Below are 21,537 nucleotides of genomic sequence, written 5' to 3'. Positions count from 1 at the left end.
TTTGATTCAGTTTATACCATTCCATTGACTACCGTTGTATTACTATTAGGTCTATCAGGTGATATGACCAATGAAGATTACCAATCAAAAATGACTTGTATTTATGTCTTTATCATTATGAGTGTGTCGTTTTATTGTGGCCAATTAGTAATGAGTAGATTCGGCATCTCTATTTTTGGATTACGTATCGCTGGCGGAATGATTGTTGGTATCATTGGTTTTAGAATGCTATTTCCTCAACAACCCTCTCACAAAACGTTAGAAGCTGATGAGAAGAAAAAAGAAATTTCAAATAATATTGCATTTGTTCCCCTAGCTATGCCAAGCACCGCTGGCCCAGGAACCATTGCGATGATTATCAGTATGTCTTCAACTGTGAAAAGTGGTGGGTATAACGTATCAACTTGGGTAGTTTATGCATCATCTATTCCATTATTACTATTATGTATTATTTTATGGTTCTGTATGCGTAACGCAGGCAGCATAATGCGGTTTATGGGAAAAAGTGGCATTGAAGCCACTTCAAAAATTATGGGTTTTTTATTAGTTTGTGTGGGTACACAGTTTATTATAAATGGTGTTAAAGAATTAATTTTAAGCTTTCAAAATATTTGAGGAGCGCTATTTTTTAATATCTATTTTACAGATTTGGAATGTTTTTAATCATTTCAACCCGCATTAAATAATCATATAGTGGTAATAGTTGTTTAAAACCTTTAGCAAGTTTATCCGCTAAGTTACCATCTAATACATCTTCAATATGATTATTAGTTACCATCACGGCAAGATTTTTTCGGTTATACCATGTCGATATTTTTTCATCTTTGATTAAAGGTCTTTTGTAAGACTCACCAACTAATTCAAATGGCTTTTTAACACATCGAATAACTTTTAGAAATTTTTCGGTATCATTTAAAATTTCTTCACGAAATATATCCATAGTCTGTTTCGATGCACAATAATAACCTAATCCGTAACGATAACAATCTGGACTGATTTCAAAAAAATAGGCTGGCGCCTCTTTCCAATCACGATTTGGGCGTTTGAAAGTTAACCATAGTCGGCTACGATATAACGATTTGTCTTTTGAGAATCGAGTATCACGATGAATACGAGATATGGTTTTACCAATAGCGGGACGCGTTTCAAACCACTCATCGATTTTTAGCATAGCTGGCGTTAACTGCTCAACTAATAATCTAAAAGGTTTTACTAAATCATTATCATAAATAGCTCGGTGCTCATCAAACCAAGCCTTACTATTATTAATCCATGCATCTTGTAAAAAGTTTAATCCTGCCTGAGTAAAACCTGTAAACGTTGCCATCATCTACTCCTTAAATAATGTTCTTACTTTTTCTAAATCTTCTTGAGTATCGACACCAATTGCTGGAGGTTGTTTAGCTACAGCGACATGAATTTTTTCACCATACCAAAGTACACGCAGTTGTTCTAACATTTCAATTGACTCTAATGCCGAAGGTGCCCATTTTATATACTGCCTAATAAAACCAGCTCGATAAGCATAAATTCCTATATGACGTAAATAAAAATCGCCAATTTGATCTACCTTACCTTGCTCATTTAAATTAGCAAAACGGTCTCGCTCCCAAGGAATAGTCGCTCTTGAAAAATAAAGTGCATAACCATCTTTATCTGTCACGACTTTTACTGCTCCCGTATTGAACGCCTCTTCAACGCTATCAATAGGAACAGCTAACGTCGCCATGCCAGTTTTGAATTTCACTAGATTTTCGGCTACCTGATCAATAATAACTGGGGGAATCAAAGGCTCATCACCTTGAACATTAACGATAACTTCATCATCAGCAAATTTGTAACTATCAATTACTTCCGCTAACCGTTCTGTACCGGAATTATGCTTATCGCTAGTGAGAATTACTTCACCATTATAGCTTTTGACTACATCAAATACTTGTTGGTTATCCGTTGCAATGATTACTCGATTAGCTGACGATTTTTTAGCCTGCTCCATAACTCGAATTATCATTGGTTTGCCATGAATATCTGCAAGCGGTTTTCCTGGCAAACGACTTGAAGCATATCTTGCAGGAATAATTACCGTAAAACTCATAAAATTACCTCTAAACTTTTTTATTCTTTATCACAATGAGATGGAACTAATTGCTTTGCTTCGCTTGCTAATAAAACTGGAATACCATCTTTAATCGGGTAAACCAGCCGATCTTTTTGGCAAATTAATTGTTGATTTTGCTTATCATACTCCAATTGACCATGGCATATAGGACAAGCAATAGCGCTTAATAGAATCATTTTTTTTCTCTTAGTGATTTTTTTTCTACAAACAGTGAATAAATCTTTTCAATAGCTTGATTTGGTATTACTGCATCAATGGGTAAATACCACCAGTTAGGTAATGCAAATTGACGACATTTTACTGCATCTTTTTCAGTCATTAAAAGTGTTTGATTATTTTCCACTACTTTCTCTAATAACGGAAGCGTAAAATTTTGGTGATCAGCAAAAGATTCTGTATGAACTAAATCAGCTTTCATTTTAATTAGCATATCAAAAAAACGCTTTGGATTACTGATACCTGCAATTGCACAAATATGATGAAGTGATGACAATTCACATTGTTGGTTAGTTAAGAGATTTACTACATGACCAGGTAATAATTGCATGATGAAGGTTTTATCTGGAAATTGATTTACTATATCACCTGTACTATCGCCATTGATAATAATTAAATCAACCGATTTTAATCTTTCTCTTCTTTCTCGCATAGGTCCAGCAGGTATCCACCACCCATTACCAAATTGGCGTTTCCCATCGACCACAACAATTTCAATATCACGAGCTAAAGCATAATGCTGTAGACCATCATCGGTTAAAATCACATCCAATTGATAAGATTCTAATAACGCTTTAACTGCGTCAACTCGTTTTGGCGCGACTGCTACCGGTATATGGGTTCGCTGAAAAATTAATACAGGCTCGTCACCGGCTTGTTCAGTTCCAGTATGTTCATCTAAGACTAATGGATAGTGATCAGATTTTCCACCATAACCTCGCGAAACTAATCCTACTTTTAGCCCTTTAGATTTCAACGCCTCAATTAAACTAATGGCAAGTGGCGTTTTACCATTACCACCCGCCGATAAATTTCCAATAACAATAATTGGAACAGGAGACTGCCATGATTTTAATACACCAAGTTTGTATAGTTGACGACGAACGGAAGCAATAAATCCATATAATAATGAAAATGGCAGTAGCAACCAAAATGATTTATTTTTACCATACCACAGTTTTTCAATCATCATATCGCCCGCTATTTTCAATCATTTTTAAACCTTTAGTAACCCAATTTAAAGTACTTCCCTTATTTTACTCATAAAACGGTAAACTACCAAACCAATCATGATACCATCTTGGATTAATGTCATGTCGCAACGTTTTTTGCTGCCATGAAGTAGGATAAAAAAACAGACTTATTTGCCCTTCTCTTCCTGTAACAAAATAATTAATATTTAACTCTTTATAACGAGCAGTGATTTTATTTGAAGGGAGTTGCCAAGGGTTATAACGTGAGGTTGAAGTTAATGCATTAACTGGATTAACGTAGTTTAAAAATGGGTAACTTGACGAAGTATTACTACCATGATGTGGAGTCTGTAATATTGTTGAAGATAGATTTTTCTTATGTTGCATAACTAAATCATACTCTTGCCTTCGTTCTAAATCACCGGTTAACAGCACTGAAAATCGACCATCAGTAAGTTGTATTACACACGAATCAGCATTTTCCGTGTTATCAACTAATTTAGTCGGCCATAGCACTTTAAGATTTAAGTGTTTCCAATAAAAATTATGCTTGGCTAAGCAATTATAATCATTGCGTAAATTTAAAGATGAACTCATAAGCCAGGCATTGGGATAACGTTGTTGTAAATAGGATAATCCTCCAATATGATCATTGTGACTATGGCTAATAATAATTCCTTCAAGCTGGAGGTTATGCCATTGCAGAAAAGGAGTAATAATTTGCTCTGCTGCTGAGCTGTTTTCCCATTTTGCACCCGTATCATATAAAATAGCTGATTCACCATTGTGAATTACAATAGCAAGACCATGCCCAACATCTAGCATATCCATTCGCCAAAGATAATCTGGTTGTTTATAGAATGGAGAAAAAGCCAGCGTCAAAATAATGAAAAGTGTAAAAGTAAACCTTCGCCAAACTGCTGCTCTTATTATTATAAAGGCTAACCAACCAATAAAGCTTAGAAAGTAAAAATCCATTGAGATAGTTAACCACATATAATTTAGATAATCTAAACAATGAAATAACCATTCAAGCGAATATTGGGCAACAAACCAAAACCATAAAGCAAGATAAAAACAGTTGATTAAACTAAATACTAGTCCCAATAAAATTGCTGGGAAAGTAATTAGAGAGATAATAGGAATAGCAATCAAGTTAGCAACCAGTGAAACAACGCTTATACCATGAAAAACATACAATTGGATTGGTAGAAGTAATAGTGTCAAACCAAATTGTAAATGTAATAATCTAAATAAATACCACCGTTTTTTATTTTTCATCGCGTTAGGTAGTGGTAACCAATCAAACAAAAAAATTAAACTAACCACAGCATAACAAGACAACCAAAAACTTTCGGACAATATCATTAACGGATCAATAATTAATAGTAATGCAATAATACGATTAACTTTTTGCCATGCACTTATTTGATTATTCTTATAACGCAAATATATCCAAATCGATAAAGCAAAAATCGCTCGTAATGCTGGTGGATTAAAGCCGGTTAACCACGTATAACCAATACTGCACAGCCAACCTACTATAATCGGTAGGAAGAAATAAATATAACGTTGTGGTAAGCAAAAAACGAATCCTTTAGTTATCCCAAAGCAAATATAAAAGACTAATAGAATATGCATTCCAGAAATAGCCATTAAGTGAGCAACACCTGTTTGCATCATTGTTATTCGATTATGAGTTTCAAGTTGTGAGCGATCACCAAAACCAAGTGCTAATAAAATATCTCGATAACTAAATAAATTAATATAAGGTAGGCATTTATCTGCAACGATTTGTCGAAAATTAGATTTATCCTCGAGTAAAACTGATTTAATGACTTTGGCTTTTAATAAAGATTTATTGGCTATCGCAAATCGTTGTTTATCAAATCCTCCTTCATTTAAATAACTATGGGCTACTTTAGTCTTTATGGTTAATTGCCAAATTTGTCCAGCTTTTATTAATTCGGGTTGTTCCCAATAGATAATAATGGGTATGGGTAAAGGCAAAGGTTGATCGGAAATATTGGTAATTGAAAATTTTACATAATGGGGAGTCATTGTTTGAATTTTAGCAGGAGCCTGTGTATTAATACTTTCAACTTTTGCCGTTATTGCTAATGTTTGGTCAATATAAGGTTCAATTGAACTGAGATATTGCTTTGCTATAGCGGTCGACCAGAGAAAGCTTAATCCAAGGATGATGATAAAAGTAAAATAACGTTGAAATTTAGCCGCTAAAAGAATCAGTATAAAAGCTAAAATATACCAATCTTGATCATTGGGTAACGATGGTAAAAAAATTAATGGAATACTACCTAATGAAATTGCTATTGCCATTAAATCTATTGAACACCGCATCAACTTCTACTTCTTATATTGACTAAACAGCTAATCTAACATGCTCAGACTTTTTTGAAGTTAATTTATAATTAATATTAGATCTCTATTCCAATTTACAGATAACTCTTTCACTTTTTATATTAAAGAAAATGATTTATTCAATAACAAAAAAGCCTTTGATTTTACTCAAAGGCTTTTTTTAATTAACGAAATTTAATTATGCTTTAGCTGCATTATTTACGCGTTCACGTAGCTCTTTCCCTGGTTTGAAATGAGGAATATATTTGTGTTTAACTTCAACATTTCCACCTGTTCTAGGATTTCTTGCTTTACGTGGAGCACGATAATTTAAGCTGAAACTACCAAAACCGCGGATTTCCACACGATCGTTAGTCTCCATCGCTAATGCGATTTGCTCAATAATATCTCTAACAGCATCATCAACCAGTTGCACAGGAAGGTGTGCCCGCCAGTTGACTATTTTTTCAGCTAAATCGGATCTGTTCATGGTCACTCCTAATTTAATTTATGTAGTATATAATTTATTCATTTTATACCACAAAAGAAAAAGAGGGCAAGCCCTCTTTACTCTTTCAATAGATATTTTTTACTCAGTTTTTGACGCAGCTTTGAATGCTTCAGCCATTGCGTTAGTAAATGACGCATCTTCTTGAGGTGCAGTATTATTTACAGCAGCAAGTGCTTCTTTCTCATCAGCTTCATCTTTAGCACGGATAGATAAAGAAATTGCACGAGTTTTACGATCGATATTTACAATCTTCGCTTCAACTTCATCACCAACGTTCAATGCAGTAGTTGCATCTTCAACACGTTCACGAGCAATATCTTGTGCTTTTAAGTAACCTTCGATACCTTCAGCAATTTCGATTGTTGCACCTTTAGCATCAACAGCGGTAACTTTACCTTTAACAATTGATCCTTTTTTGAAGTTAGATGCAAAACTGCTGAATGGATCGTCTTCAAGTTGTTTGATACCTAATGAGATACGTTCACGCTCAGCATCAACTTGTAAAACAACGGCTTCAATATCATCACCTTTCTTATAAGCTTTAACTGCTTCTTCACCTGGCATATTCCAAGAAATATCAGAAAGATGAACTAAACCATCAATACCACCGTCTAAACCAATGAAGATACCAAAGTCAGTGATTGATTTGATCTTACCGCTAACTTTATCACCTTTATTGTGTGCTTCAGCAAATTGTAACCATGGATTTGGTTTACATTGTTTAAGACCAAGAGAAATACGACGACGTTCTTCATCAATTTCAAGAACAACAACTTCAACTTCATCACCTAAGCTAACCACTTTAGATGGGTGAATGTTTTTGTTAGTCCAATCCATTTCAGAAACGTGAACTAAACCTTCAACGCCAGTTTCGATTTCTACGAAACAACCGTAATCAGTTAAGTTAGTTACTTTACCAGTTACTTTAGTACCTTCTGGGTAACGTTTAGCGATTGAAACCCATGGATCTTCGCCTAATTGTTTTAAGCCAAGAGAAACACGTGAACGATCTTTATCGAATTTAAGAACTTTAACAAGTAATTCTTGACCAACTTCAACCACTTCACTTGGGTGTTTAACACGTTTCCAAGCCATATCAGTGATATGAAGTAAACCATCAACCCCACCAAGATCAACGAATGCACCGTAATCAGTAAGATTTTTGATGATACCTTTAACTTCAGAACCTTCTTGTAGATTTTCAAGAAGTTGTTCTCTTTCTGCGCTATTTTCAGATTCAATTACTGCACGACGAGAAACAACTACGTTGTTGCGTTTTTGATCTAATTTAATAACTTTTAATTCGATTTCTCTATTTTCAATATGAGAAGTATCGCGTAATGGACGAACATCAACAAGCGAACCAGGTAGGAACGCACGAACGCCATTAAGATCAACCGTAAAGCCACCTTTAACTTTACCATTGATAACACCTAAAACGGTTGCAGCATCTTCAACTGCTTTCTCTAATGTTAGCCACGCTTCATGACGTTTAGCTTTTTCACGAGATAAAATTGTTTCACCAAAGCCATCTTCAATTGAGTCAAGAACAACGTCAACAACGTCGCCAACTTGAACTTCTAATTCGCCTTGGGCATTTTTAAACTGCTCTACTGGAATTGCTGATTCAGATTTTAAACCAGCATCAACTAAAACAACATCTTTGTCGATTGCAACGACAGTACCACGGATCATATTACCAGAACGAGTGTCTAGTTGATTTAAAGACTCTTCAAAGAGTTGAGCAAAAGATTCAGTCATATTTTATTTACTTTAAGTTTAATTTAACGTCCACATTACTTCATGTCTTGTGGGGTTGTTTACGATACTCCACTCATCCTTGTAATGGAGCTTGGTTCACGCCAAAGTTTAAATATAAACTTACAGCGCAAGTTTTTCTTTAATATACATAACAGATTGATTAAAAACATCTTGAATTGAAAGCGATGTTGTATCAATTATTAGTGCATCAACCGCAGGCTTTAATGGCGCAACAACTCGATTACGATCTCGTTCATCTCGCGCGGTTATCTCCTGCAAAATTTCGGCGAATTTAGCATGAATTTGCTTATCTTGCAACTGTTTCATTCTTCTTTCTGCCCTTGATTGTGCACTAGCATCAAGAAATAGTTTAACTGGGGCATCAGTAAATACCACTGTCCCCATATCACGACCATCAGCAACTAGCCCAGGCATCTGTCTAAAGTCACGTTGTCGCTGTAATAAAGCAACTCTAACTTCATTTATTGACGCAACTTTTGAAGCGGCTCCACCAGTCTCTTCTGTTCTTATCTCGCGAGAAACATCCACATCATCTAACAAAACTTTCACATCATCACTACTGGTATCAAACGTAAGCGGCAGGTTAAGAGCCAATGTTGCTAATTGTTTAGCATCATCTAAAGCAATATTTTGTTTCAAAGCAGCAAGTGCAAGCACACGATAAATTGCACCAGAATCTAAAAGGTGCCACTTAAAATGATTCGCTAATGCTTGACACAAAGTGCCCTTGCCAACTCCACTTGGTCCATCAACAGCAATAACCGGAATATTTTTAGTCATGTTATATTTCGCTTAATCGTTTAAATTGTTCAAAATAATCAGGAAAGGTTTTCATTGTGCATTTGGGGTCTAAAATTGTGACTGGAGTATCAGACAGTGCAACTAATGAAAAACACATTGCCATACGATGGTCATTGTAAGTTTTAATATCAGCATGATTTAATTTAATTGGAGGAATAATTGTAATATAGTCATCCCCTTCCTCAACGGTCGCACCTACTTTACGTAGCTCGGTTGCCATTGCTGATAAGCGATCCGTTTCTTTAACACGCCAATTGTAAATATTTCGAATAGTCGTTGGACCTTTAGCGAATAACGCAGTAGTTGCAATGGTCATTGCTGCATCAGGTATATGGTTCATATCCATATCAATGCCATTTAATTCATTGCGAGTACATTCAATATAATCATCAGCCCAAGTGATTTTAGCGCCCATCTTTTCAAGCACATGTGCAAACTGGGTATCGCCTTGTAAACTCTTTTTACCAATACCTGTTACGCGAACGGTGCCACCTTTGATTGCTGCAGCAGCTAAAAAATAAGAGGCTGAAGAGGCATCACCCTCAACCAAATAATGGCCTGGTGATTGATAAGTTTGATTAGCTTTAATGATAAATTTTTGATATTTTTCATTAATAACCGAAACACCAAACATCTCCATCATTTTTATCGTGATATCAATATAAGGTTTAGAAACCAGATCACCAATAATAGTAATTTCAGTATCGTTGGCAGCTAGCGGTGCAGCCATTAAAAGTGCGGTTAAGAACTGACTTGATACCGAACCATTTACCTCAATCTTTCCACCGGTAAAACCACCATGGATATGTAATGGAGGATAACCTTCGTTTTCAAGATAATCAATCTTAGCCCCACCTTGACGCAAAGCATCAACCAAATGGCCAATTGGACGCTCTTTCATACGAGGTTCGCCGGTTAATACAATATTGTTATCAGCTAAACACAACGCAGCGGCTAATGGACGCATAGCGGTCCCAGCATTACCTAAAAATAGCTCTAATGGATGAGTAGAGTGTAATTTGCCACCTACTCCTTCAATATCACAAATTGTTCGATCACTTGATAATTGATATTTAATATCCAAAGCTTTTAAAGCATCAAGCATATAGCGCACATCGTCACTATCAAGTAAATTAGTTAATCGTGTTTTACCATTGCTAAGTGCAGACAAAAGTAAGGCACGATTTGAAACACTTTTAGAACCAGGTAGGTTAATCGTACCACTAAATTTTTTTATCGGTTGTAATGTTAAAGATAACATAGTAACTCTCTTTAATAATTTCAATATTCTTTAGAATTTATCTAAGGTGGCTTTCAATAAATTTATCGCTTGCTGATCTTTGGCACTATCTTGCCACAATTTATCAAATAAATGACGATAACGCTTAATCGCATCTTCTGATGAAGTTATTGAGGCGATACCCGTTGTAATATTAGGTAACTCACCTAATCTAAACGGGCTCATAGCTAAAGCTAACGCATTATCATTTTGATAAAATATTTGGAAAGCAATAGATGGAATAGCTTGCTCAGTAATAGCAATTGTTGGTGCATAAGCTTGATCTTCAATTAATTCGATTAAATGATAGACCTCCTTGCGCGCCAACAACATTCTTTCAGACTTTTTACCCGGCGAAATAGTCAGATTGCCAACTAAGCCGATATGCAAAAACCGTTCAACATTACGTAAGCTAATTAAATTAATTACTTTAGGGACAGATTGATAAAACTGAGTTTTGCGATCATGTAAAATAGATAAAGAAGTCGCATATCTTTCTGCCTCAATATTATCACTCGATTCTCTTAACATCATCCCTAAATGAGACAAATAATCAGGCGAAGTTAAAAGAAAAGAAAAGGGATCGAAATGAGAAAAGATATGAGTGGACTGCTCTTCGAGTTGACGCATACGCTCAAAAAAACCATCACCACTTGAATAATATTCTGTATCAATGCCAAGTAAACTAGCAAATGACGTATCTAACAAAGAAGCTAATCGTTCAAGCGTTTCTATTTTAACGATTTCGCCTTTTTCTAAACGGTAAACCGCAGCTCTTGAGATCCTAAGACTTTCAGCAACCTCTTCAGCCCTAAGAGAGGCAGCGATACGATAAGCTCGTAATCGCTGTCCGATAGCAAAATAATCAGTCGATCCAGTAATCATAATTTACTCAAACTATTGGGATTTCGGCAGTGTACCATATGATAAGTACAATGCCAATTTAATGTAATGATATTTCAGATCGAATCTATGTTTAAGAATATTATTTTAACAATTCGTCTTGTAACGATGATGCATTTTTGAACTCAGTATAATTGGTAATCGCTTCAGGTTGTTTTTTACCATCCTCAGGTTGACCTAATACTTGCGATGCTATTACCAATCCTTTTTGTTCAATAACTGCACTTTTATAAAATTCAATTAAATCCTCTTTAGTGAGTTTCTTAAGTAACTCTATTTTTTTATCACGTGAATCGAATTGGAAACGAGATAAGCGATAGTCTGATCTCAAACGATCAAACTCTTCATCTAAAGATTGTGGTGGCATTGTCTGCTCTTCGATGATACTTCTCTTATACTCCTCAACATCATCATTAGATAATGCTTCTAGTTTAGTTAACATTGTTGGATAAAACGCTTGGTAACGTTTTAATAAATAAGCAGGATCATATTGATTACTTTGAACAGCAAACCCAAGTCCTACTGATTCACTTATGTATGATGGAAAAACACCAACCAGATAACCTAATTGTTCATTGCTACGCAGTTGATCAAAAAACCAAGAATACATAATGTTAGCTAAAGTATATCCAACTATTTGACTCTTAGTGGAATCATAATTGATTGGAAAATAGGTCATTAACAACGCATTATCTGTGCTTTTTGCTTGTTGGGTTATTCTAGCTGTAAAGGCAGTTTTAATTTTAATATCATCTAATGGTGTAAATTCAACATCACGCTTTAAAGTCTTTTGAATGGCATGATAAAGATCTAATGATTCTTCATTTGAGATATTACCCAAACTAATCATATAAGGAACTGATTGAGTCATCAAACTATCGCGATAAGCTTGAACATCACTTACAGTGATATTATTGGTAATTTGTCGTCTTTCACCTCGTTCATAATAGTGAGGCATTTTAGATAAAGCGAGAACTGGCTCTGACGCTAAACGTACACTTTCAAAATGGTCAGCCCCATCAAGTCGTTGAAGATACCATGATTTAGCTAATTGTAAATTTTGCTCATCAATGGTCACTTGTCGATAACTATTAAGAATGGCTAAAACCATATCTGGTAAATGTTGATTAAAACCATTAGCGGTTATCATTAAACCATTATCAAGACCCGTTGATAGTGACATTCCAGCATTACCTGCTTGAAATTGTAATTGCGTCAAATCTCGACTTACAATGTAATCAAGTAACTCAAAAGAAACTGACGATTTTGCATCATTAAACGCCTGATTATTGCGTAAAGAAACAGCAATTACAGCCTTAGGATCGTGACTAAAATGACGACTAACAAAATGGATATGATTACCACGTTTACTAAATGTCGCGGGTTGAATCTGATCATTATTTTGTCTGACAATATTAAAATTGTCAGGAATATATGGATTTAGCTCAGGCAAACTAAACGAAAACGCTCTACCTAAATCAGCCCAACTTGTTTTTAATTCATCAGTGATATTATCAACTTTATAAGGTGCATTAAGGAAATAAGCCGTTTTGTCAGTAGTTTGATTTGGCGCAATTAACCAAACTCGAACATTTTCAGGCGTAAAACTTTTGAGTCGATTGATGATAGCATCTTTATTCAAATGTTCAGCAACATAATCAGAATCTAATACATTTTTAACCGGGTAAAGAAGCATCTGATCGGATAGCCATTCTACATAAGACATATCACGGTTAACATCTTTATACTTAAAAGACAAAGCAAAGACTTTTTTTATCTCATCATAATACGCGTCTGAAACACCCTGCTTTTCAATTAATTGTAAATAATTAAAAATGGCTGCAATAACCTTATCTTTCTGAGCTAAGCCTTCATCGGTTAAAATAACATTAATATTAAATGTGCCACTATTACCATAATATTTACTATCACTAGTAGCTTGAATAGCTTCAACCAAGCCCTGTTTTTGTAGCTGATCAGCTAAAGTATTTTTACTATTATTACTGATGAGATAAATAAGGTACTCATTGGTCTTATCAGAAAATTTGTCGATATCATTTTCAATCGGAAATTTTAACGACAACATTTTTCTAGGTTGGGCTGGTATCATAGTAATTTCTTTACCAGTAAACTCCTGAGTAACAGCTTGTTGAGTAATTGGCGAAACAGTTATATTTTTATTAGGAATTTGACCATAAGTAGATTCAGCCAACGCCTCTAAATTTTTGATCGGTTGATTACTATAAATAACCCCAACCATAATATTAGCTGAATAATATTTATCATGAAAATTAACCAATGCATCTTGCAATTTACTATTATCTTTATCACGTAAAGTTTCTAAATTCCCACCAGAAAATTGTGATGCTGGATGATCCGGATTAATCGTCTCAGCATCAACCTGCTGAATTCGAAAACCATCACTAGAGCGGTATAACGTCATCTCAGCATTAACAGCATTACGTTCTTTATCAGCAAATTTAGGATCAAAAATTGGCTCGGCAATGGCATCGGCTAAATAATCTAACGCCTTATCAATTACACTATTTTCAACTTCAAAGAAAAATGCAGTGCGATTACCGCTAGTTGTCGCATTGTAGTTACCAGCATGTCGAGCCAAAAATTCTGTAAAACTTGATGGTTGAGGATATTTTTTCGAACCCATTAACACCATATGTTCTGTGTAATGGGCTAAGCCTTGTTGAAGGGCTGGATCATATAATGAACCAACAGGCAATGCGATAGAGCCGAGTGATTTGGTTGCCTTAGGATCGGAAACTAATAACACACGCATTTTATTATCAAGTTCAATCACTTCATATTGACGATCATCTCGTTCGCTTTGGTGAACTTTATCTAATAAAACAGAATGATCATGCTTATTTTCAATAGCAAATGAATTGTTAAAAGAAAAAAGAGTTAATGCAGTAAAAAATAGTGTTCTTGTTTTCATATTATTCATAGAATTCTTTCCAAATAAGCGTTCATTATATTCCGAATTAATAAATAAAACGATTAAAAACCAACAATAAAAGGACATATGTCAAATTTCAAAAAACATACTTAATTTTTATATGTATTTTATTATCTGTTTCATATATAATTCGGCCCAATACGTTTATCGTATTAATCTAGTAAAAATACGTTAGACGCTACTCAGTCCCAAACTTTCCCAAATTTGTCGATTTTATCGACGCATAAAGATACACATTAGTTTTTGATATTTAGAAATAATTTAATGGATTAAGGTAATTATATGTACTATAAGTTTGTCTTAATTGTCAGTATTTTGTTTTGCAGTTATCAAACAGTCGCAACCACAAATAGAGATAATGATGCAATAAAAGCAGATCAATTATTAAAAGAAAGTATTGATGCGAAAAAATCACAAAATTTTGAATTAGCAATATCAAAATTAATAAAAGCGAATCAACTACAGCCAAATAATTCCGATATTCTTGTCCAACTAGGTTTCAATTATTACGCACTAACTCAGTTAGAACAAGCAAAAAAATCGTTTGAATCCGCACTTGTTATCGCCCCCAATTACGTAGATGCGCAATATGGTTTAGTTAGTGTTGTTTTAGCTAAAGATCCTAACCATCCCGAAAAAGCCAAATTGTTACTTGATAAGTACTTAAATCTAACACCTAATGACGAACAATTACTGTCCCTACAGGCAAACATTGATAACATAAAAAAAAATACACATTACTGGAATATTGTTCTATCTGGCACACATAGTCGATTATCTAAATCTTTGCCGAATTGGAATGAAGTGGATTTAGCACTATCTTATCGGCTATCACCGCAAAATACCCTAACCGGCCATTTTACCCAAGCAAACCGTTTTCATAGCAACGACCAAAAAATAGGCCTCACTTATTGGCACACATTCAACAATAAAGCGTATGGTTATCTATCAGGTTCTGTCGCCACATCTAAAAAATTTTACGCAACATATACAATAACAACCGGTGGGGATTATCAATTATTTTCCCCGTATAATGATCAAATAAATTCATTCCATATCACCCTCGATGCAAAGTTGGACCACTATAACGATGGCAACATTAAAACTATTTCACCGGGTATTGAACAATTTTTCTTTAATGATCGTTTATCCATAGCAGGTAAATGGTTCAACACATTTGATCAAGACAACCATCATATGAGTGGTTATTTATTTAAAACCACCATATCACCTACAGAAGAATTACATCTATTTGCAGGATATGCAAATAGTCAAGAAACATCCGACCGTTCGATAAAATTTAATCGTTCATTAATTAAAGTCAAATCTCATTTTATTGGATTGTCATATGACATATCTAATTCAATAACTGGGTTTGTAAACTATAATAATGAAGAAAGAGTTCAAACCAACCACAGCCGTAAGTTATATACTAAAAAAACACTAGGATGTGGAATAAAATGGACATTCTAACTCGATACCTAAATTTATATAATGCCTGTTTCATTTTTATTAGCTTTATTGTATTGATAGTAACCATTGCAATTTACATCAAACGTGAAATTCAATTTAGAAGACACAAGAAATTAAAATTGCAATTGCTAAAAATTTACAAAAAAGCATTGAAAACAGGTGATGAATCTTATTTTAAGCAAGAGATAACAAAAAAATTATCGCTAAATTGCGTAGCAATAATTGCTGCCTATTTTTTCGAGAAACATCGCGAAAAACATATTTTAACTTATTTTGATCTGGAACCATTCCAAAATAAACTTAGGTTACTATTAAAAAAAGGCACAATAAAACAGAAAATTGATGCAGCTAACATGTTAGCATATTATCCTTGCGAAAAAACGAATCAAGCGTTAATTCAGGCTTGTAACAGTTCTCGCCAAGAAGTCGCCATTGCTGCAGCATTGAGTCTAGTTAAAAACGCTTCAGGTATTTCGATAATTCAGATAATGATTACGCTATTTAACAAGATACCGCAAAAAGGCGTATTTTGCTTTTTTAGGCTTTTACCTTCTAATAAATTTCTAGAGCTTGAATCGCTAATCAATTGTGAAGATTTTAGCAATCACCAATTTTTTACTATCTTAAAAAAAATTTCTAAGAACTACATTATCCCCTATCTTATTCTTGCAAAAGAAGATGAGCGTACTTATATGCAAACTTTTTTTGAAAATTTACTGGAACTTCAAACAACACCACAAGGGATTATACACAGTTGTTATCTTCTTAATTTCATTAATGAAGAATGTTACATAAAGAAATCATTAAGCATTGAAAAACTAATAACAGAACATTTTGATTTAAAAAGCAAACTATTTATCGATAAAAATTAAATAATTCTTAAAGCAAGAGATGTGGGTAAAACAATGAGTGATTATATAAACAACATAATGATGTTTGGTGTTAAATTCTTAGTTATAACGATAATGCTAATTGGATTAGTGCAAATATTCATCTATTTTGTGCAGCTACTAGTAACAATTTATGTGTTACTCAAAAATCCGAACAAAGAGAGAAAGATCCAGACCGAAAATGATGGTATTTCACATCCAATTACAATCATTTTACCAGCTTATAATGAAAGTGTAACTATAATTGATAGTATCGAATCAACATTAGCGACTCATTACCCTAATGTTGAAATGATAGTTGTAAATGATGGCTCAACAGACAACACTTTTTCAAAAGTGAAAGAATACTTTGATTTACAACCTATTGCGCATCACTTAAATGAACGTAATCAACTCTCTCATGCTAAAATAAGAGATGTTTATGTATCAAAAAAAGATAGCCGGCTTCGAGTTATCGATAAAGAAAATGGTGGCAAAGCTGACGCACATAATGCAGCAATTAATTTAAGTAATTCCCCAATTATCTGTCTTATAGATGCTGATTCAATTTTAGCACCTGACGCCATTAACAAAGCTGTAGTCCCTCTAATTGACGACCCAAAAACAGTTGCAGTAGGTGGAGCTGTGCGAGTTGCTAATAGTTGTTCTATTAGAAATGGAATAATATCTAAAATCAATTTATCTAAAAGATTCATCGTACAAATTCAAATTCTTGAATATATGAGAGTATTTCTCTTGGCAAAAATTGCTTGGAATCATTTTAATACTTTACCGATAATTTCAGGTGCATTTGGTTTATTTAGACGAGATTTTGCAATAAAGGTCGGTGGTTTTTGTGTCGGTTCTGTTGGTGAAGACTATGATATTACTCTAAAATTGCACAAATATATTTATGACTCTAATGTTGATTACAAAATTGATTATGTACCAACCGCCATATGTTGGACCCAAGTGCCTGAAAAATGGAAGGTATTAAAAAACCAACGTATACGATGGCATATTGGCGCACTACAAACTTTTATAAATTTTAAGTCGTTAACGTTTAAACTAAAATATAAAAAGTTAAGCCTTATGCTATTACCTTTTTCAATATTAACCGATATTTTAGGTCCAATTGCTGAACTGCTAGGGTACTTTTTAATACCGCTTATTTGGTCTCTTGACATGATAGATAGCAACGTAATGTTATCTTATTTTTTAATTGTTTTTGGTTACAATAGCCTTATAAGTGCTTTTGCTATAGCGATTGATGGTGTGTTATTATCAGGATTAGATAAAACTAGATATCTACTAAAACTATTTATTACTGCATTACTAGATAACTTTGGTTATCGACAGTTATACCTATATTGGAAGCTTAAAGGCTATGCTAGATTAATAAAAGGCAATTTATCTTGGGGAAAAATGGAGAGGGTAAAATTTGACAAATAAACTTAAAATCATCTATTTATTATTTGTGATAAGTTTTATGAGTCCTGCAACATTTGCTGAAAATTTAGCATTAAATATTAGCTCCATCAATTTAAAACATTGGTATTACTTAAGTACTCATGAAATCAAAAAAAGTGCTACCTTACTATTAAAGCTACCTGAAAAAAAAGATTTCATAAACACTAATTCGGTGCTTAAAAATGCCAATGTCTATTCAAATATTAATCAATTAAATGCGGATAAGATGAAGTCAAATTATACCTCTTTGCCCAATCAATATAGATCCGATATCAATATTTCGATGTGGAATTGGCATACTGAAAATTGGATTCATTCACCAAGTCAATTTCTGACTAAACTAAAACAAAAAGGTATTAATCAAGTTTATCTCCAATTGAATATTGTAAATGGGCATATTCAAAATCAAGATAAGCTATTTCAGCTACTTGATATCGCAGCTAAAAAGAAAATGAGCATTATTGCTGTTGAAGGGGCACCTGATATGATTACTGATTCGGGTTTAAAAAATGCCATTGAACGCAATAAAGTCATTAAAAAGTTATGCCAAATACACAATCCTTGTCTTGCGGGAATTCAATATGATATTGAACCATACTTATTGGCTGAATATGCACAAAATAAAAGCCACATTTGGCAAAGATGGAATAATGCAATAAAAACATTAAGCGAAACTTGGCATGATAAAATTGAAATAGTCTTGCCATTTTGGTTACTTGATATAGAAGACGGAAAAAATATAGTCGAAAAGACACTACCATATAGCTCAAAATTAATTATTATGGCTTATCGCACAAAGTTAGCACAAATTTATACAATTAGTTCTCAATGGCTAACTTGGGGAGAGCTCAACAATAAAAAAATTGTTATCGCTCTTGAAAGCAGCATTATTGAAGATGAAACATCAGAAAATTACAATCAATATCCACAAAGTGACGAATCACAAACCACAAGCTTAAATCAATCTATTAGCTTTATGGGGGAAGAAAAAAAATTATTTAGCACGATTAACCAGCTATCAACCTATTTTTCTCAATGGTCATCATTTGAACGATTTGCTTTGAATGGTTTGGAAAGTAAATAAAAGAGACAGCGTCTCTTTTATTATATAGCATATTAATGTTCGCGAGTTTTTCTGAACTCAACATCCGGATAACGTTCTTGGGTTAAATTTAGATTAACCATACTTGGTGCAATATAAGAAAGATTATCACCACCATCTAAAGCCAAATTCTGTTCACATTTACGTTTAAAGTCTTCAAGTTTCTTAGCATCGCTACACTCAACCCAACGCGCAGTGGTGACGTTTACTGGCTCATAAATTGCTTCAACGTTATATTCAGATTTCAAACGGGCAACCACCACATCAAACTGTAACACCCCAACTGCCCCAACAATTAAATCATTATTGGCAATTGGTCGGAATACTTGAACAGCCCCTTCTTCTGAAAGCTGAACTAAACCTTTTAACAATTGTTTTTGTTTAAGTGGATCTTTTAAACGAATTCGACGGAATAATTCCGGTGCAAAGTTAGGAATACCAGTAAATTTAAGATCTTCACCTTGGGTAAACGTATCACCAATTTGAATCGTACCGTGATTATGCAAACCAATAATATCACCAGCATAAGCTTGCTCAACATGATCACGATCGCCTGCCATAAAGGTTAATGCATCAGAAATATTAACATCTTTAGCAATACGAACATGGCGTAACTTCATACCTTTTTCATATTTACCTGAAACAATGCGCATAAATGCAACACGGTCTCGGTGTTTAGGATCCATATTTGCTTGGATCTTAAATACAAAACCGGTAAATTTTTCTTCGCTTGCTTCAACTTCTCGTTTATCTGTTTGCCGAGGCTGTGGTGCTGGCGCCCAAGCGGTTAGACCATCAAGCATATGATCTACACCAAAATTACCCAACGCAGTACCAAAAAACACAGGCGTTAAATCACCAGACAAAAATGCATCTAAATCAAACTCATTTGATGCACCTTGCACTAATTCTAATTCATCGCGAAGTTGTTGGGCCAAATCATCACCAATGGTGCTATCAAGTTCAGGATTATCTAATCCTTTAATGATTCTAACTTCTTGAATGGTATGACCTTTACCGGTTTGATAAAGATAAGTTTCATTTTTAGCTAAATGATAGACCCCTTTAAATAACTTACCACAACCAATTGGCCAAGTAATTGGGGCGCACATAATATTAAGCTCGTTTTCAACTTCATCTAACAACTCCATCGGATCACGAATATCACGGTCGAGCTTATTCATAAAAGTTAAAATAGGCGTGTTTCGTAAACGTGTAACTTCCATTAATTTACGCGTTCTGTCTTCGACACCTTTTGCTGCATCAATCACCATCAAACAACTATCAACTGCGGTTAAAGTTCGATAAGTGTCTTCCGAAAAATCCTCATGCCCGGGGGTATCAAGCAAGTTCACCAAACAGTCATTATAAGGAAATTGCATAACGGAGGTCGTAATTGAAATACCACGCTGTTTTTCCATCTCCATCCAGTCTGACTTAGCGTGCTGCGCATTAGCACCACGCCCTTTTACTGTGCCCGCAGTTTGAATGGCTTGTCCAAAAAGCAAAACTTTTTCGGTAATGGTTGTTTTACCGGCATCGGGGTGAGAGATAATTGCAAAAGTACGACGAGCATTCACTTCGTCTAAATAAGCTTGTTCTGTCATAAAATTAATTAATTTAGCTAAGCAAAAAAATGATGCGGTATTCTAGCAGGTCTCTATCTATATTGCCATTGATGAACGCTATTTTGCTATTTGCCTGATATCTATGCATAATAGAGCAAATAAAATCGAAGATGATATAATTAATCAATTATAACGGTGTCTAAGCTAAATATTTCTCAATAATTAAATAGATATGAATATTCGTGACTTAAAATTGTTTTTACATCTATGTGATACATGTCATTTTGGAATAAGTGCCGATGCTATGCATGTAAGCCCTTCCACCCTTTCAAGGCAGATCCAGCGCCTTGAAGAACAATTTGGTCATCGATTATTTATTCGCGACAACCGACAAGTTCAAATTACCCACGAAGGTGAAAAAGTAAAACACTTTGCCCAACAAGTCATTAATCTACACCAACAATTAAAACAAGAATTAGACCAAGCCGATCAACGATTAGTTGGTGAATTAACCTTATTTTGCTCGGTCACAGCGGCTTACAGCCATCTACCTGAAATACTTGATCGTTTTCGCTTACACTACCCATTAGTAGAAATTAAACTATCCACGGGAGATGCAGCCGATGCTGTTGAAAAAATTCAATCTCATCAAGCTGATTTAGCTATTGCAGGTAAACCCAAACAACTACCATCGGGTGTTGAATTTATTAAATTAGGCGAAATTGAAATGGTATTACTCATACCTAAACTTAATAGTTCATTCAGTGACAAATTGCATCAAAAAGCACCAGATTGGCATAATATCCCATTCATATTGCCTGAGCACGGCCCAAGCCGACATCGAATAGATTTATGGTTCAAACAACAAAAAATCACCAGCCCCAAAATTTATGCAACGGTAGCTGGGCACGAAGCCATTGTCTCCATGGTGGCTTTGGGTTGTGGCGTGGCTTTATTGCCTAAAGTAGTAATGGAAAATAGCCCAGAAAGAGTAAGAGAACGCATCACCGAATGGTCAACCAATTTAATGGAACCGTTTGATGTTGGCATATGTGTACAAAAAAGACGATTATCAGAAAAAATTATTTCAGCATTTTGGTCTATTAGTAACCCAAATTTACCAACTCAATAAAAA

18 protein-coding genes are annotated in these 21,537 nt (G+C 34.4%); 6 read left to right on the top strand and 12 right to left on the bottom strand.

The window, feature by feature from the left end:
- Positions 1 to 18 precede the first annotated feature (18 nt).
- On the top strand, positions 19 to 615 hold the full coding sequence (locus J3U27_RS09740; protein WP_416380562.1) for a MarC family NAAT transporter: 597 nt from the start codon (positions 19 to 21) through the stop codon (positions 613 to 615).
- Positions 616 to 640: 25 nt separating this feature from the next.
- Here J3U27_RS09740 and J3U27_RS09735 read toward each other — a convergent pair whose 3' ends face one another.
- From J3U27_RS09735 to ptrA, 11 genes are all read right to left on the bottom strand, one after another.
- The gene (locus J3U27_RS09735; RefSeq protein ID WP_416379955.1) at positions 641 to 1,330 is read right to left on the bottom strand and encodes a DUF2461 domain-containing protein; all 690 of its coding nucleotides are present in this window, start codon (positions 1,328 to 1,330) and stop codon (positions 641 to 643) included.
- Positions 1,331 to 2,095 (bottom strand): 3-deoxy-manno-octulosonate cytidylyltransferase, encoded by a 765-nt coding sequence (gene kdsB, locus J3U27_RS09730; RefSeq protein ID WP_065734564.1) that lies wholly within the window; start codon positions 2,093 to 2,095, stop codon positions 1,331 to 1,333. It abuts the gene before it with no gap.
- Positions 2,096 to 2,115: 20 nt separating this feature from the next.
- Positions 2,116 to 2,295, bottom strand: a complete 180-nt coding sequence (locus tag J3U27_RS09725) for a Trm112 family protein (RefSeq protein ID WP_220224904.1) — start codon at positions 2,293 to 2,295, stop codon at positions 2,116 to 2,118.
- Positions 2,292 to 3,305 (bottom strand): tetraacyldisaccharide 4'-kinase, encoded by a 1,014-nt coding sequence (gene lpxK, locus J3U27_RS09720; protein ID WP_267377357.1) that lies wholly within the window; start codon positions 3,303 to 3,305, stop codon positions 2,292 to 2,294. The genes J3U27_RS09725 and lpxK overlap by 4 nt, the downstream gene beginning before the upstream one ends.
- Before the next feature lie 67 nt (positions 3,306 to 3,372).
- On the bottom strand, positions 3,373 to 5,670 hold the full coding sequence (locus tag J3U27_RS09715; protein ID WP_267377356.1) for a DNA internalization-related competence protein ComEC/Rec2: 2,298 nt from the start codon (positions 5,668 to 5,670) through the stop codon (positions 3,373 to 3,375).
- Between the two features lie 199 nt (positions 5,671 to 5,869).
- A complete protein-coding gene (gene ihfB / locus J3U27_RS09710; RefSeq protein ID WP_065561940.1) occupies positions 5,870 to 6,160 on the bottom strand; it encodes an integration host factor subunit beta in 291 nt (96 codons plus the stop codon).
- Positions 6,161 to 6,259: 99 nt separating this feature from the next.
- Positions 6,260 to 7,942, bottom strand: a complete 1,683-nt coding sequence (rpsA, locus tag J3U27_RS09705; RefSeq protein ID WP_065561941.1) for a 30S ribosomal protein S1 — start codon at positions 7,940 to 7,942, stop codon at positions 6,260 to 6,262.
- Between the two features lie 120 nt (positions 7,943 to 8,062).
- Positions 8,063 to 8,743, bottom strand: coding sequence for a (d)CMP kinase (gene cmk, locus J3U27_RS09700; protein WP_065734567.1), 681 nt, complete (start codon positions 8,741 to 8,743; stop codon positions 8,063 to 8,065).
- 1 nt (position 8,744) lies between these two features.
- A complete protein-coding gene (aroA, locus tag J3U27_RS09695; RefSeq protein ID WP_267337525.1) occupies positions 8,745 to 10,025 on the bottom strand; it encodes a 3-phosphoshikimate 1-carboxyvinyltransferase in 1,281 nt (426 codons plus the stop codon).
- A 30-nt stretch (positions 10,026 to 10,055) separates the two neighbouring features.
- Positions 10,056 to 10,928 carry a helix-turn-helix domain-containing protein gene (locus J3U27_RS09690; protein WP_065734569.1) on the bottom strand — a complete coding sequence of 291 codons (873 nt, stop codon included), beginning with the start codon at positions 10,926 to 10,928 and terminating at the stop codon, positions 10,056 to 10,058.
- 100 nt (positions 10,929 to 11,028) lie between these two features.
- Complete coding sequence (ptrA, locus tag J3U27_RS09685) at positions 11,029 to 13,908, bottom strand: pitrilysin (protein ID WP_267377354.1); 2,880 nt, start codon at positions 13,906 to 13,908, stop codon at positions 11,029 to 11,031.
- A gap of 294 nt (positions 13,909 to 14,202) precedes the next feature.
- Here ptrA and J3U27_RS09680 point away from each other — a divergent pair, with 294 nt between their 5' ends.
- The 4 genes from J3U27_RS09680 to J3U27_RS09665 are packed head-to-tail and all read left to right on the top strand — an operon-like array spanning position 14,203 to position 18,816.
- Positions 14,203 to 15,393 (top strand): YaiO family outer membrane beta-barrel protein, encoded by a 1,191-nt coding sequence (locus tag J3U27_RS09680; RefSeq protein WP_267337522.1) that lies wholly within the window; start codon positions 14,203 to 14,205, stop codon positions 15,391 to 15,393.
- Positions 15,381 to 16,265: a hypothetical protein gene (locus tag J3U27_RS09675; RefSeq protein ID WP_267338354.1), complete on the top strand. Its 885-nt coding sequence runs from the start codon at positions 15,381 to 15,383 to the stop codon at positions 16,263 to 16,265. Before J3U27_RS09680 ends, J3U27_RS09675 begins: the two co-directional genes overlap by 13 nt.
- 33 nt (positions 16,266 to 16,298) lie before the next feature.
- Positions 16,299 to 17,714: a glycosyltransferase family 2 protein gene (locus J3U27_RS09670; RefSeq protein ID WP_220224913.1), complete on the top strand. Its 1,416-nt coding sequence runs from the start codon at positions 16,299 to 16,301 to the stop codon at positions 17,712 to 17,714.
- Positions 17,715 to 17,751: 37 nt separating this feature from the next.
- The gene (locus J3U27_RS09665; RefSeq protein WP_267377353.1) at positions 17,752 to 18,816 is read left to right on the top strand and encodes a hypothetical protein; all 1,065 of its coding nucleotides are present in this window, start codon (positions 17,752 to 17,754) and stop codon (positions 18,814 to 18,816) included.
- A gap of 32 nt (positions 18,817 to 18,848) precedes the next feature.
- Here J3U27_RS09665 and prfC read toward each other — a convergent pair whose 3' ends face one another.
- Entirely contained in the window at positions 18,849 to 20,441 is a 1,593-nt protein-coding gene (gene prfC, locus J3U27_RS09660) for a peptide chain release factor 3 (RefSeq protein ID WP_065561949.1), read from the bottom strand.
- 193 nt (positions 20,442 to 20,634) lie between these two features.
- On the opposite strand from prfC, the gene ilvY reads away from it, so the two are divergent.
- Positions 20,635 to 21,534, top strand: coding sequence for an HTH-type transcriptional activator IlvY (ilvY, locus tag J3U27_RS09655; RefSeq protein ID WP_065734573.1), 900 nt, complete (start codon positions 20,635 to 20,637; stop codon positions 21,532 to 21,534).
- Positions 21,535 to 21,537: the final 3 nt, after the last annotated feature.

This window comes from Gilliamella sp. B2911, assembly GCF_026536965.1.
GTDB classification, from domain to species: domain Bacteria; phylum Pseudomonadota; class Gammaproteobacteria; order Enterobacterales; family Orbaceae; genus Gilliamella; species Gilliamella apicola_E.
This window is presented reverse-complemented; position numbering and strand designations above follow the sequence as displayed.